The organism is Flavobacterium sp., from assembly GCF_046153165.1.
GTDB lineage: Bacteria > Bacteroidota > Bacteroidia > Flavobacteriales > Flavobacteriaceae > Flavobacterium.
On sequence record NZ_JBJXEN010000044.1, the window covers coordinates 1 to 18355 of the forward strand.

Sequence of the window (18355 nt, forward strand, 5' to 3'; positions counted from 1 at the left end):
AATATATAATTATAAAAATGAAAAAGATAGTTTTATCATTAGTGGCATTAAGCGTTTCAATTACTGTTTTTTGCCAAGGAAATACCCACAAACAAGAGATAGGAAAATTTGAGGGTTTGGCAAATACACCTCCAATGGGTTGGAATTCTTGGAACACCTTCGAGACCAATATAGATGAGAAATTAGTCCAAGAAACTGCCGATATTATGGTGACTTCTGGCATGGCTACCGCAGGTTACAAATACATTGTTCTTGATGATGGCTGGATGTCAAGAGAACGTGATAACAATGGTAATTTAGTTCCTGACCCAATAAAATTTCCTTCAGGAATGAAATCACTAATTGATTATGTTCATTCCAAAGGCTTAAAATTCGGGTTATATAATTGTGCTGGAACAAAAACATGTGATGGTTACCCTGGAACACGTGGGTATGAGTATCAAGATGCACGCTTTTATGCTAACTTGAATGTTGATTTTTTAAAATATGATTGGTGTAATACCGAAGGAATAAATGCTAAAGAAGCTTACACCACAATGAGTAATGCATTAAAAACAGCTGGAAAGCCTATTGTTTTTAGCCTATGTGAATGGGGTGATAATCAACCTTGGAATTGGGGAAAACCTATTGGAAATCTTTGGAGAATATCTGGAGATATTAGCCCATGTTTTGATTGTGAAGATAATCATGGGACTTGGTCTTCTTGGGGATTTATGAAAATTGTTGAGATGCGAAAAGATATTCGTAAATTCTCTGGTCCAGATCATTGGAACGATTTTGACATGATGGAAGTAGGTGATGGAATGACTAATACCGAAGATAAAGCTCATTTTACAATGTGGTCTATGATGGCATCTCCACTTATTGCTGGAAATGACTTTAGAAAAATGTCGAAAGAAACACTAGCAATTTTAACTAACAAAGATATAATAGCAATCAATCAAGATAAATTAGGAATTCAAGGCTTTAAATACTCTGCAGAAAACGGATTGGAAGTTTGGGTAAAACCATTATCCGATGGAAATTGGGTAATTACATTCTTAAACCGAAGTGATGTTGCTAAAAAAATTAATTTCGATTGGAGTAAAAATCTAATAAAAGATACCGATTTCAATTTCAATTTAGATGCTTCTAAAACAGTATTCAAACTTAAAGATCTTTGGAAAAATAAAGAAGTAGGAACTACCAAAAAAACATTTAAATCAGACATAGCTTCACACGATGTAATCACTTTAAAATTAACTAAATGAAAACTAAAATAGCAGCATTACTCCTTTTGTTTTCTATATTAAGCAATGCACAATTTGTAAAAAATCACGGACAATTAAAAGTTATTGGAACACAATTATCTGATCAAAATAACGAACCAATTTCATTACGCGGAGTTAGTTTGGGATGGCACAATTGGTGGCCAAGATTTTATAATAAAGAAACTGTAAAATGGATACACCAAGATTTTAAAGCCAATGTAATTCGTGCAGCAATTGGTGTTGATGCCGATGAAAATTGCTATTTAAAAAATCCTTCCGAGTCTAAAGCAAAATTAGATGCTGTAGTTCAAGCAGCAATAAAAGAAAGTATTTATGTTATTATCGATTGGCATTCACATAAAACATATACTAAAGAAGCTGTTGCATTTTTTACTGAAGTTTCTAAAAAATACGGAAAATATCCAAATGTAATTTACGAAATTTTTAACGAACCTGAACACCAAACTTGGGAAGAGGTTAAGTCATATTCACAAGACGTTATTAAAGCTATTCGCGCCAATGATTCAGATAATATTATATTAGTTGGAAATCCTAGTTGGGATCAAGACATTCATTTAGTAGCCGAAAATCCTTTGAAAGATTTTGATAATATAATGTACACGATGCATTTTTATGCAGCAACTCACGAAAAATGGTTGCGTGACAGAGTTGATTATGCAATGCAAAAAGGAATTCCTGTTTTTGTATCAGAATCAGCAGGAACACAAGCCTCAGGCGATGAAACAATAAATTATGCAGCTTGGCAAGAATATGTTGATTGGATGGAATCTAAAAAAATATCTTGGGTAACTTGGTCCATTTCTGATAAAGATGAAACATGTTCAATGTTATTCCCAACGGCAAGTTCCAAAGGAAAATGGAAAGCTCAAGATTTAAAAGACTCTGGAAAAAAAACTAAAGCCTATTTGAATTTATTAAATAATCAAAATCACTAAATGATTAGAAATTATACCAGTAGCTCTTATTGAAAAAAGGGATCTGATAAAATAACCTAACTAATTATTAATAACAATTTCTTAGATAGAACAACTTATTATAAAAGTACTCTAGAAAAAGAACAAACATAAAAATGCTGTCAAATTTCTATTCCAAAACTCTATTCACCTGAATAAATCTTTTAGTATAATAATCCTCTTTGGTCGAGGATATAATTACACCCGCATGAACCGATGAATGTATAAATTTTATTTCATTATCAAGAATTTCAACTATCATCCCAACATGATTAATGTTTCCTCTCCCATTAGTTGTAAAAAAGATTAGATCTCCTTTTTGTGCTTTATCTCTATCAATTCTAATACCATAAGTTGATTGTCCTGCCGAAGTCCTTGGCAAATCGACAGCAATCTCTTTAAACGTATTGATCATTAATCCTGAACAATCAAACCCATCTTTGTTTGTTCCTCCGCTTCTATATCGTGTTCCTATATTTTCTGAAGCTTTAGCTATTAATAATTCCGCTTTGGTCATGCCTTCAACTGACAAAGGTTTTACAACAACCTCATCATCATTATGAGGAATTATCTCTACTACTCTTATCTGAGGAGTTACTGTGTTTTCTTCGTCTGTTTCTTCTTCAATTTGTGATTTAACCTCTTCTTTTACTTTAATCTCTCCGTTATTCTTAGTTTCCTGAACCACTGGGATTTCCGAAATAACAACTTCTTTTTTATTACCCTTTTTAATCAGAAGATTAAAGCCAATAGGCAAATCTTTCATAATTTCTGGATTCAAATTTTCTAATTCAGAGATACTAATTTTATATTTTTTTGAAATGCCATATTTCGTTTCTTTTGGCAAAACGAGATGTCTAATTTCATCATCATTAGAAATTACTATTTGTTTTTCAGATTCGATTTTTTTTATTGATTTTGATGGTTCTGAAACAACAACTTTCTCTTTCTTCTGATTTTTATCAACTGGAATACTCAATTTAAGTCCAATTTCTAAACCTTCTTTTTCAATAATTGGATTGGCATTTTTAATATCTTCTATTGAAACTTTATATTGTTTCGAAATTCCATACAAAGTTTGTTTAGGTAATACTTCGTGGGTTATTAATTCTGTTGTATTTCCTAAATTGGTTTCTTCTTTTGGTATTAATAAAACTGAATTCAATTTAAGCTTATTTTTACTATTTGGATTTAATTTAAAAATATCCTCTTGTTTTACTTTATACTTTTTAGCAATTTGATACATGCTTTCTCCTTTTGCAACAATATGTTTGATGTTATTTTCTTGCGAAAAAACATTTATAGTAATAAAAAAAAATAGTAATAAGGTAATTTGTTTCATATCTTTATTCTTTCCTCTAAAATGAGGAAAAGGCTAAAATAATCTTTAAAAGTTAATTTGTAAAAAGAATAATGATTTTTTTAACTAAATAAAAACAATGAAAATGTAAATTTACAATCTCAAATAATCTAAAAACTACAATGAAAATAAAAGAAATTCTTTCCTTTCTTGAAGAAATGGCACCACTCGCCTACGCAGAAGATTTTGATAATGTTGGTTTACTAGTGGGTGATTCAAATAACGAATCAACAGGTGTTTTAGTTTGTCATGATGCTCTAGAAAGTGTGATCGAAGAGGCCATTAATAAAAAATGTAATCTTATAGTTTGTTTTCACCCTATTTTATTTTCAGGTCTTAAAAAAATTACTGGAAAGAATTATGTAGAACGTGCCATTATAAAAGCAATAAAAAACGACATTGCTATTTATGCTGTTCATACTGCTCTAGACAACCATCAGCAAGGTGTAAACAAAATTTTTTGTGATGCATTGGGATTAAAAAACACGAAAATTTTAATTCCAAAACAACATTTTATTCAAAAATTAGTTACTTATACCCTTCCTGAGAATGTTGAAAAACTACGCAACTCACTATTTGACGCTGGAGCAGGCAAGATAGGAAATTATGAAGATTGTAGTTTTACTTCTCAAGGATTTGGAACATACATGGGCAACGAAAATAGCAATCCAAGTATGGGTGAAAAATTTGAATTTGTTGAAACTCAAGAAATAAAAATTGAAGTCACTTTCGAAAAATACCAGCAGAATAAAATCTTGAAGGCTTTATTCTCTAACCATGTTTATGAAGAAGTAGCTTACGAAATTTATGATTTACAAAACCAATATCAAAACATAGGTTTAGGAATGATTGGCGAACTAGAAACCGAAATGGATGAAAAAATCTTTTTAGAATTTATAAAAGAAAAAATGAAATGCGGTGGCATTCGTCACAGTGAGTTTTTAGGAAAACCAATCAAAAAAATTGCAGTTCTTGGTGGCGCTGGAAGTTTTGCAATTAAAAATGCTATTTCAGCTGGAGCAGATGCTTTTTTAACAGCCGATTTAAAATATCATCAGTATTATGAAGCTGAAAATCAGTTACTTTTAGCAGATATTGGTCATTTTGAAAGCGAACGATACACAAAAAACTATATATTTGATTATCTTACGAAAAAAATCATTAATTTTGCACCCGATTCAGCTTTTAGTGGAATCGTTTTATCAGAAGAAAATACAAATCCAGTTAAGTACTTATAAATATGGCAGCTACAAAAGAATTGAACGTTGAAGAGAAGTTAAGAGCGTTATACGATTTACAGTTAATCGACACTCGTATTGACGAAATTAGAAATGTAAGAGGCGAATTACCACTAGAAGTGGAAGATTTAGAAGATGAAGTAGCAGGATTAAGCACTCGTTTAGAAAAACTAAAAGTTGATTTAGAGTCTATCGACGAAAAAATCAAGGAAAAGAAAAATGCTATTGATGAGCACAAAGAATCAATAAAAAAATACACAAAACAACAAGATAGTGTTCGTAACAATAGAGAATTTAACTCTTTGACTAAAGAAGTTGAATATCAAGAATTAGAAATTCAACTTTCTGAAAAACATATCAAAGAAATGAAAGCTTCTATTGAGCACAAGAAAGAAGTTTTTAATCAATCGAAAGAAAGATTAGAAGCAAAATCTAATCACTTGAAGCATAAAAAATCAGAATTAGAGGCAATTATGTCTGAAACTGAAAAGGAAGAAAAATTCTTATCTGAGAAATCATCAGAATACGAAGCAAAAATTGAAGAACGTTTATTAATTGCTTACAAAAGAATTCGTTCTAGCGTAAGAAACGGATTAGCAGTAGTTTCTATCGAAAGAGGAGCTTCAGCAGGTTCATTCTTTACTATTCCACCACAAACACAAATGGAAATTGCTTCTCGTAAAAAAGTAATTACAGACGAGCATAGCGGAAGAATATTAGTAGACAGTTCGCTAGCTGAGGAAGAAAGAGAAAAAATGGAGAAATTATTCGCCAAAATGTAATATATTAAGCCTTCTAAATGAAGGCTTTTTTTATGAAAAAAAATTTCAATTTTATATTCACAAAAACCATAGGATTATACATTAACTTGTTAAGTTATATAATGCCTGAAAAAGCATTATCATTAGCATATGGTTTTTTTAGTGAGCCTAGAAGAGGTAAATTATCCCCAAACAATCTTCCTGAAATTTTAAAAGAAGCAAAACTAGAAACAAGCAGTCATAACGATCATCAATTTCAAACTTATACTTGGCAAGGCAATGAAAATAAAATTTTATTAGTTCATGGCTGGGAAAGTAATGCCTCACGTTGGGAAAAATTAATTCATTTATTAATAAAATCAGGTAGCACAATTATTGCAATTGATGCACCTGCACATGGTTTAAGTAGTGGAAAAGAATTTAATGTGCCTACCTATGCAGAATTTATTAATACTTTTTCGAAAATACACCAGCCAAATATTATAATTGGACACTCAATGGGCGGTGTGGCCTGTGCTTATTATCAGCATAATTACCAACAAAATCATATCGAAAAAATGGTGTTATTAGGATCCCCATCTGATTTTAACGTTTTAATGCAAAAATATATTGATTTACTGGGTTTAAACTCTAAAATCTATCTACTCATTAAAACCTACATTAAACAGCGTTTTAATATTGATACTGATGAGTTCACAAGTCATTATTTTTTAAAAAACACTACAATTCCTGGCATTATTGCACATGACATTCACGATGATGTAGTGGCGTTTTCGGAAGCAAAAAAAATAGCATCATCTTGGAAAAATGCTCACTTTATAGAAACCAAAAACCTTGGTCACAGCATGCAAGATGACGGATTAAACCATACAATTTATCAATTTCTATTTGAAGTAATATAATTCAATTTTTAAATAATTATATTTGCCGAAAATTATAGTAAATGAGTTTCCTAAAAGAAATAGAACGTAGACGAACCTTTGGCATTATCTCACATCCTGATGCTGGTAAAACAACACTCACAGAAAAATTACTTCTTTTTGGAGGTGCAATTCAGGAGGCTGGTGCTGTAAAAAACAACAAAATTAAAAAAGGAGCTACTTCCGATTTTATGGAAATTGAACGTCAGAGAGGTATTTCTGTTTCCACATCAGTTTTAGCATTTATATATAAAGATAAAAAAATCAACATTCTGGATACGCCAGGACACAAAGATTTTGCCGAAGACACATTTAGAACTTTAACCGCAGTAGATAGCGTTATTGTAGTTATTGATGTTGCAAAAGGTGTCGAAGAACAAACAGAAAAACTAGTAGCTGTTTGTAGAATGCGTAAAATTCCTATTCTGGTTTTTATAAACAAATTAGACCGCGAAGGAAAAGATGCTTTCGACTTGATGGATGAAGTAGAGCAAAAACTAGGCTTAACTGTTACACCTATGAGTTTTCCTATAGGAATGGGTTATGATTTTCAAGGAATATATAATATTTGGGAAAAGAACATTAACCTCTTTAGTAGTGATAGTAGAAAAAATATCGATGATGTAGTTGCCATTTCTGATGTGCAAAGTCCAGAATTAGAAAAAATAATTGGCCAAAAACCAGCGGATGATCTTCGTGATAATTTAGAATTAATTACTGAAGTTTATCCACCATTTGACAGACAAGATTACCTTGACGGGAAGTTGCAACCTGTATTTTTTGGTTCGGCATTAAATAATTTTGGAGTTCGAGAATTACTAGATTGTTTTGTAGAAATTGCACCATCACCAAGACCAAAAGAATCCGAAACAAGATTAGTTGATCCGAAAGAAGAAAAAATGTCTGGATTCGTGTTTAAAATTCATGCTAATATGGATCCAAAACATAGAGATCGCTTGGCATTCGTAAAGATTGTATCTGGAACTTTCGAAAGAAATAAACCTTATTTACATGTTCGACAAGGTAAAAATTTAAAATTTTCTAGTCCAAATGCTTTTTTTGCTGAGAAAAAAGAAATTGTAGATATTTCTTATCCTGGCGATATTGTGGGTTTACATGATACTGGAAACTTCAAAATTGGAGATACTTTGACAGAAGGTGAACAAATGAGTTTCAAAGGAATCCCGAGTTTTTCACCAGAACACTTTAGATATATTAACAATGCAGATCCTCTTAAAGCAAAACAGCTTGACAAAGGAATTGACCAATTAATGGATGAAGGTGTAGCGCAGTTATTTACTCTCGAAATGAATAATCGAAAGATAATTGGAACCGTTGGAGCACTTCAATATGAAGTAATTCAATATCGTTTAGAACACGAATACGGCGCTAAGTGTACTTATGAGAATTTTCCTGTTCACAAAGCGTGTTGGGTGAAGCCTACAGATCCTAAAAGTGAAGAATTTAAAGAGTTTAGACGTATTAAACAGAAATTCTTGGCACATGATAAATACAAACAATTGGTTTTTCTTGCCGATAGTGATTTTACTATTCAAATGACACAAAGCAAATTCCCAAATGTGAAGTTATTTTTTACTTCGGAATTTGATTAGTTAGACAAAAGTGATTAGCCAAAAGACATAAAAAAATCCCTTTCGTTTTCACGAAAGGGATTTTACTATTATAAAAACTTATTAATTATTTTTTGAATACTTTCAAAGTTTTAGAAACAGTTCCTGCTTCAACTTTTACTAAATAGGTTCCATCATTTAATCCAGACATATCTATTTGAGTTGATGTAGCAGTTACTTTTCTAGACAAGACTTGTTGTCCTAACATATTGTAAACATATACATTTGTCAAATCTGAAGTATATTCTATATTTAAAATATTACTTACTGGATTTGGATAGGCTTTAAAACCAGTTACCATTTCAAATTGATGAGTTCCTAAGAAAGTGTTTTCATCAGCACCAATACTTGGTGTAGCACCACTTCTACCAGCACAATCAAAATCGGTAGTAACTGAAGTTGGCGTACCTCCAGCAGATAATAAAACATTAGCGGGATCACTATCTACCATATGCAAATCAGTTGCAGAGATAAAAACAGGATTCGTGTTTAATGAAGCACCATCACGACCTGTTTCTGTTTGCCAATCAGCAAGCGCAGTACGAGCAGTTCCTGCTGGAATACCACCAGTTGAGGCTATCATATATGTTCCCGGTCCAGCTCCTGTTGAATACAACACATTGTTATTTGAAACCAAACCAACGTAATTTCCAACTGTAGAAGAATAAGTCAAACCAATAGCCATAAAACGGTTGGTAGAACCTGTGTTTCCAGCTTGTGTATTGGTAAATATATTATTTTTAACATCTAATGTTGCAGCAGTTGCTGAAGTTACTGACAAACAAGCAGAAGCTTGAGAAGCAGCTGTTGCACCAGGAATTGTTCCTTGCATAGACACTGTATTGTGATATACATTCACTTGTGCTGTTCCTCCGCCCAAAACAATTCCACTAGCATAATCACCAGATGTTCCATTAGAGGCTACACCAGAAATCATGTTATTCGCAATAAGGCTAGTACCAGAAATCGTATTCCCTAATGCAATTCCCATTGCCGAATAAGTAGTGGATTGTGTGATTGCTCCAATTTTATTATTAGTGATAGTTACATTAGATGCTCCATCAGCAATACCCGTAGCAGTTGTAGAGAATCCATTTACTGCTCCAAAACCAACATTAATAGCAACAGGATCTTGCGAAGATGTAGCGTTAATTATATTACCAATATCATTTCCTGAAATGGTAACATTATTAGTAAATGCTGAAAAAATACCCGCTTGTCCAATAGCCAATGCACCAATAGAAGTAATAGTATTTTGATTAATTATCAGATTCTGATTTTTATTAACAGCACTTGCTCCAGCAGCATAAATTCCGAATTGGCAAGCTTGAATATCATTATTGATAAAACTAATATTGTTATTGTTTGTTCCTCCATTTCCAATGGTAGCACCACCTGCACCAAGACCTACAATGGTAGTGGTTGGAGCATTTCCTATAATAATACAATTTTGTACCGTACAATTAGTTACCGCATCTAGACCAGCTGTCGTACCCAACCAAATTCCGCCAGATGTAGTTGCAACGCTTGTATTGGTAATAGTCAAATTACGTGTTGCAGCTACTAAAGGACAAACTGAATTTACAGTAGCAGTATTGCTTCCATTAATAGTTACATAATCTGCACCACTCATCATAATTATTCCTGTTGCACTTGTACCTGCAATAGCAGAACTAACTCCAGTTGCTGGCTGAATAGTTAACGTATTTACTGCACTTGCCTCTGGATTTGCATTAATAGTAATGGGAAATGTTTCTGAAGGATATGTAGCATCTATTAAACTAAAAGTTACTGGACCAGACAAACAACTCACATTATAAGCAGCAACTGCAGCCGTTAGAGTAGGATATGCTCCTGTTACACCCACCGTATAAGTTCCCGTTAATGCATTATTTATTGTATAACTACTTGGAGTAGTTGGTGGTGTAGCTACAGCTGGAGGATTTACAGTAAATCCAGAAGCTCCCGCAGAAGGGAAAGCACCAACATTTGGAGTTCCCACATTATCTTGAGCTACAATATAATAAGTAATCACATCATTAAGTACGGCTCCTGCTCCAAAACTAAAAGTATAAGTAGAACCACTAACATATGTTCCTGTAGCGCTGCTCCAAGCTCCTGCATTTATTCTCCAATACAATACTGGCAAACCAGCTCCAGTTATAGGAACTCCACTAGCATCTGTAATACTTGTAGTTAAAGTTCTATTTACTGAACCATCACAAGTAAATGCCAATGGAGCATATAAAATCGTAGGAGGAGTTAAATCTAAATACACACCATCAAATTCGTCTGCACCAAAATCTGGAGCAAGAGCCCCTCCGTTTACAGATCCTGCTGGTCCTGGACGTGCTTGATTATCATAATCAGTAGTAACGCTTCCTATTAATACTCCGCCTGATTCTAATTGTGTAGGAGTTACTCCCATATTTAGGTGTAAATCTCCCGTAGCAGTATCAACAAAATTTGTTGTAATGGCAGAAAGAGAAGCATTATCACTTACAGAAGTCGTTTTCCAATTGGCAAAATTTAAGGCAGCTGTCCAATGGCCAATAGTACTTGCGTTAGCATTTAGCACATTATAGTTAGAAGCAGTTGCAGCCCAACCTATAGCACTTACCGTAGTCGAATTATAGCCATTACTAATCGCAAAGTGCTGTCCAGTACCTCCGCTACGATTATTTTGAAAAATATTATTTCTCGCATCTATAGTAACTGTGTTTGCCGTTGCTGAAATATATTGTGAGCGCATAAAAGCAAAACTAGGAAGCGCTCCAGCAGTCGCAGTACCTTCAATATTTATACTGTTATGATAAATATTCATTGAAGTAGGATTTGGTGTGGAGCCATTATTACACCACACTCCAATAAAAGAAGTATTCGTGGTTTGACCGTTTCCTAATGAAATCATGTTATTACTAACCTCTGTAATATTATTTCCTGAACGTATAGCGATACCTGCTACAATGGGTGGAGTTAACACAGTAGTTCCAATAGTGGAATTACTCAAGCCCCAAATTTTATTTTTTGAAATTATAGCTCCCAAAGTAGTTGTAACTGAAGCATTTGCTGAAGCAATACCCGTTACAATAATATTAGTTGTTGCTGTTGTATTACTATTTGATATATTGCTTATAGTATTTCCAGAAATAACACATCCTTGAGAAGCTAAATGATGAATACCTAAAGCCGAACACAAACCACTACCAATACCTGTTAAAGCTGAATTTGAAGTAAGATTGTTGATAACATTATTATTTATAGTCCAATTTATAGCTGTTGCCGAGGCAGAAGTTGCTGTTTGAATCCCTCTCACATATCCAGTAGTTCCTGTACCAAATGAAGATAGATTTTGAATGGTATTATTATTTACAATAGCAGTAGTACATGTTGATGGCAAATTAATTCCAGTTACCAGTGAAGATCCAGTTGTAAGTCCTGAAGTACCTCCTCGCATATTATTAGCTGTTGCATTACCAATTGTATTATTTGAAATTGTTGCCAAAGTAGCAATCCCAGATACATTTATTCCTGTGATACTTCCTGCAATTGCTGCGGTAACACCACTTGAAGACAAACCACCAATTAGGTTATTTTGAATAGCAATCGTTCCAGTAGAAGAAGTATTTATCCCAACTACCAAAGCACCAGTTGTGGTAGAAGTTGCTGTAATTACATTAATTCCTGTCGTAGCTCCAATATTATTTGAAACAGTTGTTCCTACATTCACATTTCCAGCAGTAATGTTGATACCACAGATAACTCCATTAGTAGTTGAAGCACCACTTGCTGTTGCCAAACTAATGGCACTAATTGTATTGCCTTGAACAGAAGAAGCAGTTGTCGTACCTACTGCTAAGTTAATCGCAATCAAACGAGTTGCAACAGCACCCAACATCGTGTAAGTACCTGTGCCAGCAGCATTAGCAAATCCAATAGTATTATTATTAACAACGTGGTTATTCCCAGTAGCAATTTGAATTACACTATGAGTATTTGCTGTAGTAAAAGTTCTAGATGCCGTTTGGTAAAATTTATTGTTTGAAATTGTCCAATCAGTAGAACCTATACTAATGAAAATACCATAATTAATAAGAGCTGAATTAAAAAAGTCTGTAATATTACAGCTACTTACTGTGTTTCCACTATTTTCAATACCAGCAGTGGCAGTTCCGCTAGAATAAATAGCAGTAGAAGCAAAATTTGCTCCAGAACCTCCTAAAACACATCCAGTAATTATATTATTATCATTACCTGTAGTTGTTCCTGTTGAGAAAAACACAGTACCAGACACCACACTTGATGAAGCCCCTAATAAAGTTGTATTTCGAATAATATTATTGCTTGCGTCTCCAATAAAACGTAGCGTAGAATTAACACCAGTACTTGTATTCTCTAAAATCAAAGAATTCCCACCAGTATTCAAACCATCTAGAGTAACATTATCTGCTCCGTTTAAATCGATTAAATGACCAGCAACATTTCCAGAAATAGTTCTTGCAACTCCACCCGAAGGCGAAATTATTATCGATGTATAGCTTGCCCCACCTGAACCGCTTTCATTCAATACCGCCGAAGCCGTTTCAGAAGTATTACCCACCACATCAATTGTTATTGCTCCTGTGTGTGTACCTAAATTTATAGCGTCAAAAGCTGCTTTTAAAGTTACGTACGATCCAGCCCCAGGATTTACATTTACTTGTGCATTACCTACCGTTATTGTAAGTAGCATTACGATAATTGCAAACGAGATTTTCCATCCAGAAAATTGTCTTGTTCGACTTAAATTGTAATTGTCGCTCATATTAAATCATTTAGTTTATTAAAAAATTAGCCTAAATATACAAAAATCTTAAAGCTATTATATAATTATTTTGTTATTTTAAATATTTTAACAAATACACGAAGCAATATTTATAATTTTAAATATAATCATGAAATGCTAAAAAGATATTTTTAAGGAAAAATTAAAAAATCCCATTCGTTTTCACGAATGGGATTTTTATTTATCATCTAATTAAATTATTTTATCTCTTTACTACCTTGATAGTTTTCGAAACATCATTTGATTCTACTTTTACCAAATAAGTACCAGCATTTAAAATTGACATATCAATTTGAGTAGATGTCGCAGTTACTTTTTTAGTTAACACTTGTTGTCCTAAAAGATTATAAACTGTTACATTACTTAATTCTCCTGTATATTCAATATTAAGAATACTACTTACTGGATTTGGATAAGCTTTGAAACCATCAGCTAAATTAAATTGATTTACACTTAAGAAAGTAAACTCATCTGCACCCATATCTGGTGTTGTAGCACTTCTAGCTTCACAGTTAAAATCATCTACAACTGTAGCGATTGGTGTTCCTAGATTATCTAAAGCACCATCTGTTATATGCAAATCTGTTGCAGAAGTAAACGCTGGTGTAATATTTTGAGCATTACTATCTTTTCCTGTTGCTGTTTGTAAAGCTGCAATATCTAACTGATTGGTTGGTGCAGAAATACTACCTGTAGCTCCAATAAAGAATGTTGCTCCTGTACCCACTACATAATCGTTATAACTAGACGTAAGATTTGCAAATGTAGCATAACCGTAAGCCACAGCATAATTGTTTCCTGAACCGTTATTTTGAGTATTAATTAAGATGTTATTACGCACATCTACAATTGGATCAGAACCCGCTATTGCTAAAGCATAACTTTTATCACTACCTCCAGTTTGTGTTCCTATCATAGTAACCGTATTATGGTAAATTTGTGTGGTAGATCCTGCTCCACCTCCTACAAATATACCGCTACTAAAATCTCCACTAGTACCATTGGCCGAAACACCACTAATCATATTATTAGTAATGGTGTTCGTACCTGAAGTAGCAGGTGCCACACATATACCAATAGCTGAAAAAGTTCCCGTATTACGAATATTTCCTATGGCATTTTTGGTAACTGTTGCATTGGTAACCTCATTTCCTGTAAATGTACTCGTAGAAATTCCCTGAACTCCTAAAGAAATTCCAAAAACATCTGGAGATGAAGTTTGTGCAATTTCAGAAATAGCATTAGCAACAATAGCAATATTATTTTCAAAACCAACAACTATAGCTCCTTTAGCAACGTTATTAGGAGCAACTGTATTCATTATATTTTGATTAATTATTGTACCTGAATTTTTGCTTCCAGCTGAAGCACCTTGACTATAAATACCAAATTGGGTTTTGCTAATAGCATTATTTACAAAACTATTGTTATTATTTAAAGTTCCTAAACTTGACATAGAAATTGTAGAAGAACCGCTACCCAAAGCAACTAAAGTTGTGGTATTAGAATTTCCTACTACATTGGTATTAATTACTTTATTATTTGTTGCTCCATTAGCAACATTAGTTGCTAACCAAATTACAGCACTTGATGTTCCCGTATTTGTATTAGTAACTGTTAAATCTCGGCTAGCAGTACTTAAAGGACAAATTGCATTTGCCGTTGTTCCGTTAGAACCATCTATAGTTACATAATCGGCACCATTTAAAAGAAAAATTGAACTAGCATTTGAACCTGAAATTGTTGGAGAAACTCCTACTGCAGGTTTAATAGTTAAAGTATTAATCGCGCTAGCATCTGCATTTTGATTAATTGTAATTGGAAAAGTTTCTCCTGGATAAGTAGCATCAATCAATGAAAATGTTACTGGTCCAGTTAAACATGTCGAATTATATGCAGCTACTGCTGCTGTTAGTGTAGTATAAACACCCCCTATTCCAACAGTATAAACTCCATTTAATTGTTTTACAGAATAACTAAATGTGGTGGTTGGTGCAGTTGCTACTGCTGGAGGATTTACTGTAAATCCAGCTGCTCCTGTCGATGGTAAAGCACTCGTGTTAGGAGTTGCTACGTTATCTTGAGCTACAAAGTAGTAATTAATCACATCTCCCACTACACTTCCTGTTCCAATTGCAAAATCATATACTCCAGCTCCCATAGAAGCACCTGTTACAGCTGTATAGGCTCCAGCATTGATTGCATAATAAGCTACAGGTAAACCAGCACCTAGAGTTGGCACACCACTAGCATCTGTAATAGTTGCCGATACCGTTCTTACTCCTCCTGCACACTGATTAGTGACTACTAAATGTGAAATAGTAGGCGGTGTAGTATCTGCTGGTAATCCTTGTACACCTACAAATTCATCTGCTCCTATGTCTGGAGTAGTCGCATTACGCACATCTCCATCAAAATCATCAGTAACAACACCTATAGTTGCAGCTCCACTTTCTGCTTGTGTAATTGTACCTACATTAAAATGCAAAAAAGTTGAATTAGAACCTAAAGTACTCGCGAAAACAGGGTTTTCTGTTACCGATAAAGCATCACGGGTAGCTACTCGAGTTTTATAAGCTGCTAAAGTTGCATCAGTATTTGTACCGTCACTAAAAATATTGCTAGCAAAAAATAAATTGTTATTTGATGCTGCATCATAAGATGTCAATGTAGTTGATGATCTTCTGTAAGCTACTGCTAATCCCGCACCCGTAGCTGTTGAATTATTTACAAAAATATTATTGCGTAATGCAACCGTTGGAGTGGTAGAAACTGATACTGCACTCGAACCGAATAATACTCCTGTACTAGACGCGTTTAACATCACTGTGTTATTATAAGCATTTACCGTTGTTCCTCCTGTTACATTAATACCATTTAAAGGATTGGCAAGATTAGATACTGGTGTTCTTAAATCTCCTATGATATTATTATAGGCTGTAACAGTTGTCCCTCCAGAAACTAAAATTCCGTTAACTACACCTGCAGCATTATTAGACTCAACATTATAAATTTTATTTTTGTATATATTTTGAGTTGTACCTCCAGTTACTTGTATCGCAGAAACTGTTGACGCTCCCGTTGCTGTAAGTGAATTTATTGTATTTCCAAAAAAGTTTTGAGGTGCAGTAGCAGATGCAATTCCTACAATTGATGCACCATTCGTAATATTTGAAATAGTATTACTTGAAACATTATTAGTTGTTAAAGCATTATTACTATAAGCAACACTTAAAATTGTAATTGAAGATGTACCTCCTGTTATGTTATTAAATGTGTTATTTGAAACATTTTTTCCTGGCCCAAAAGGAGATGTTGTAGATCCGTCTGTTGAAACCCAACCAGCAATAGCTGTAGCTCCCGTAACAGTAATGTTTGAGAAATTATTATTCAAATTATTCTCAGTCCCGCTTGCAGGTGTGCTACCATTACTATTATAAAAAGTTAGTGTTCCACCAGCACCAGTTTTTGAAAAACTACCCACTATAGCATTATTATTTACATTACAAATCGCATTAGCTGGTCTTGTAACACTATTTGAAATAAAAGTAACACTACCTGTCGTATTAATAACTAAACTAGTAAATGTATTAAAACTTATATTTTGAGTAAGTGTAACTGCTGTATTCTGAATAAGATTCTGTGTTCCACTTGAAGCAACAGTATAACTAATTCCTCTTATATCATTAGATTGAATAGAAGTATTACAAGTAGCAGCACCTCCGGAAGTGGTAATCCCAAAAGTTGATCCAGTACTTGCAACAGATCTAGAACAGAACCCACTAGTTGCATTCCCAAGAAAATTATTATTCATATTTAATGCAGTAACAATAGCTCCAGAGTTTACAATACCTTGTATTTGACCTGTTGTTGTCGCTGTAGAAGATAGACTTCTAACAGTATTATTATTCATATTTAATGTTCCAGCAGCACCCGAATTAGCTATACCAGCATTAACTCCTGTTGTAGAAGTAGTAGCAGCAATAGCATTATTAATGACAGAATTTCCATTCATATTCATAGTACCAGGCAACGATAAATTCGTAATAGCTGTAAGACCACCAGTAGTTACAGTACTTCCACCTAAAACACAATTTTGAACAATATTATTGTTCATATTCATTGTAGCCGTAGCTAATAATGGTGATAAACCTTGATTATTTATTCCAATTATTGAACCAGCAGCAACAGTTGGATTATTTGTTATTGTTACTGTATTGTTATTAATAACAGAAGTTATAGTACCAGTAGGCTGCCCCGTAGTTCCTGTTGAGTAATTTTTCAGAATACCTCCCATTGTAAGGCCAGATGCAGATGCAAAACTTGTAATTGTGTTATATGAAATATTATCATTATATTGATTATTATCAAAAATACAATAATTACTACCCGTTACACTTACATAACCAGAAATAACCGTACCTACACCACCCCAATTTGTGTAAGTGTTTCCTGTAGCTACAGAAGACCCTCCAATGTCATTTCCATTATCCATAAAAGAAGATGCGGTTAAAGCTCCTGAACCAATAAATACAGTACCATAATTCACATTACTGATTGCATTTCCGTATACTTTATTAAATGAATTTGCCCCCGCTGCACTTGTAACATCTGCTATTACAGTTACAACAATTGCTGTATGTCTCGTATTACTATAAATACCAAAAGTATTTTGATAAACTCTATTTAATGAAATGGTATTATTCTGAATAGTATTGTTTTGCGCACCATTTGTAGCAGTTGCATATAATAAAGCAACACCCCACTCCGTCATATTATTGGTTGCTGCTGCCGTAGTTAAATTAGCAGCATTTTCTTGCATTGTAAAGTTTTGCAAAGTAACATAATCTGCTCCTATTAATTTAAAAATAGCATCTGTTAATGTACCTGCAACTAAAGCATTTGATGCAGTGATTGTATTTCCACCACCCTGAATAAGGATTGTATTTGTTGCATCACCTTGTGCTGTGATTGCATAACCTCCTGCAGGTGCTGTTTGCGGATTTACTGGATCTAAAGTTATTACCACTGGACTTGAAATTGTCGCGCCGTTTAGTGCCGTAATAGCTGAAGCTAAATCAGGGTAAGTTGGATTTAAACCAGAACCACCATTTGTGGTTACTTGTGCATTACCTACCGTTACGGTAAGAAACATTACGATAATTGCGAACATGGATTTCCATATAGGAATTTGTCTTGTTCGATTTGAATTGTAATTGTTGTTCATATTTATATAATTTAGTTTTTTATAGAACTCAAATCTACAAAAAAAAAACACACAAAAGAAAAAACCTTTTCAAAATGAAAAGGTTATAAAATTATGCTTGTCCAGCCGTACCAAAATTAAGAGGAATGGCTGGTTGTTCCGATTCGACAATTTTTCCGTTTACACTTTC

The 18355-nt window shown here is 33.6% G+C and carries 9 protein-coding genes; 6 read left to right on the forward strand and 3 right to left on the reverse strand.

Features of this window, described 5'->3' with window-relative positions; all coding sequences use genetic code 11:
- Together ACKVOV_RS05515 and ACKVOV_RS05520 are read left to right on the forward strand one after the other, a co-directional pair.
- On the forward strand, positions 1–1250 hold a 1250-nt coding region (locus ACKVOV_RS05515; RefSeq protein ID WP_409205767.1), incomplete at its 5' end, for a glycoside hydrolase family 27 protein.
- Positions 1247–2206, forward strand: coding sequence for a glycoside hydrolase family 5 protein (locus tag ACKVOV_RS05520; protein WP_409205768.1), 960 nt, complete (start codon positions 1247–1249; stop codon positions 2204–2206). The genes ACKVOV_RS05515 and ACKVOV_RS05520, both read left to right, overlap by 4 nt.
- A gap of 148 nt (positions 2207–2354) precedes the next feature.
- On the opposite strand, the gene ACKVOV_RS05525 is transcribed toward ACKVOV_RS05520, so the two are convergent.
- Positions 2355–3566 (reverse strand): NlpC/P60 family protein, encoded by a 1212-nt coding sequence (locus ACKVOV_RS05525; protein WP_409205769.1) that lies wholly within the window; start codon positions 3564–3566, stop codon positions 2355–2357.
- A gap of 140 nt (positions 3567–3706) precedes the next feature.
- Here ACKVOV_RS05525 and ACKVOV_RS05530 point away from each other — a divergent pair, with 140 nt between their 5' ends.
- The 4 genes from ACKVOV_RS05530 to ACKVOV_RS05545 are packed head-to-tail and all read left to right on the forward strand — an operon-like array spanning position 3707 to position 8116.
- Entirely contained in the window at positions 3707–4822 is a 1116-nt protein-coding gene (locus ACKVOV_RS05530) for a Nif3-like dinuclear metal center hexameric protein (protein ID WP_409205770.1), read from the forward strand.
- Between the two features lie 2 nt (positions 4823–4824).
- A complete protein-coding gene (locus ACKVOV_RS05535) occupies positions 4825–5604 on the forward strand; it encodes a zinc ribbon domain-containing protein (RefSeq protein ID WP_409205771.1) in 780 nt (259 codons plus the stop codon).
- 32 nt (positions 5605–5636) lie between these two features.
- On the forward strand, positions 5637–6485 hold the full coding sequence (locus ACKVOV_RS05540; RefSeq protein WP_409205772.1) for an alpha/beta fold hydrolase: 849 nt from the start codon (positions 5637–5639) through the stop codon (positions 6483–6485).
- A gap of 41 nt (positions 6486–6526) precedes the next feature.
- A complete protein-coding gene (locus tag ACKVOV_RS05545; protein ID WP_409205773.1) occupies positions 6527–8116 on the forward strand; it encodes a peptide chain release factor 3 in 1590 nt (529 codons plus the stop codon).
- Between the two features lie 85 nt (positions 8117–8201).
- Here the strand turns inward: ACKVOV_RS05545 and ACKVOV_RS05550 are convergent, their stop codons facing one another.
- Entirely contained in the window at positions 8202–12938 is a 4737-nt protein-coding gene (locus ACKVOV_RS05550; protein ID WP_409205774.1) for a beta strand repeat-containing protein, read from the reverse strand.
- A 223-nt stretch (positions 12939–13161) separates the two neighbouring features.
- Entirely contained in the window at positions 13162–18186 is a 5025-nt protein-coding gene (locus ACKVOV_RS05555) for a T9SS type A sorting domain-containing protein (RefSeq protein WP_409205775.1), read from the reverse strand.
- Between the last annotated feature and the right edge of the window lie 169 nt (positions 18187–18355).

Coding starts and splice junctions, on each gene's coding strand:
- ACKVOV_RS05535 (WP_409205771.1), top strand. CDS start 4,825: ATGGCAGCTACAAAAGAATTGAACGTTGAAGAGAAGTTAAGAGCGTTA.
- ACKVOV_RS05530 (WP_409205770.1), top strand. CDS start 3,707: ATGAAAATAAAAGAAATTCTTTCCTTTCTTGAAGAAATGGCACCACTC.
- ACKVOV_RS05525 (WP_409205769.1), bottom strand. CDS start 3,566: ATGAAACAAATTACCTTATTACTATTTTTTTTTATTACTATAAATGTT.
- ACKVOV_RS05540 (WP_409205772.1), top strand. CDS start 5,637: ATGAAAAAAAATTTCAATTTTATATTCACAAAAACCATAGGATTATAC.
- ACKVOV_RS05555 (WP_409205775.1), bottom strand. CDS start 18,186: ATGAACAACAATTACAATTCAAATCGAACAAGACAAATTCCTATATGG.
- ACKVOV_RS05520 (WP_409205768.1), top strand. CDS start 1,247: ATGAAAACTAAAATAGCAGCATTACTCCTTTTGTTTTCTATATTAAGC.
- ACKVOV_RS05545 (WP_409205773.1), top strand. CDS start 6,527: ATGAGTTTCCTAAAAGAAATAGAACGTAGACGAACCTTTGGCATTATC.
- ACKVOV_RS05550 (WP_409205774.1), bottom strand. CDS start 12,938: ATGAGCGACAATTACAATTTAAGTCGAACAAGACAATTTTCTGGATGG.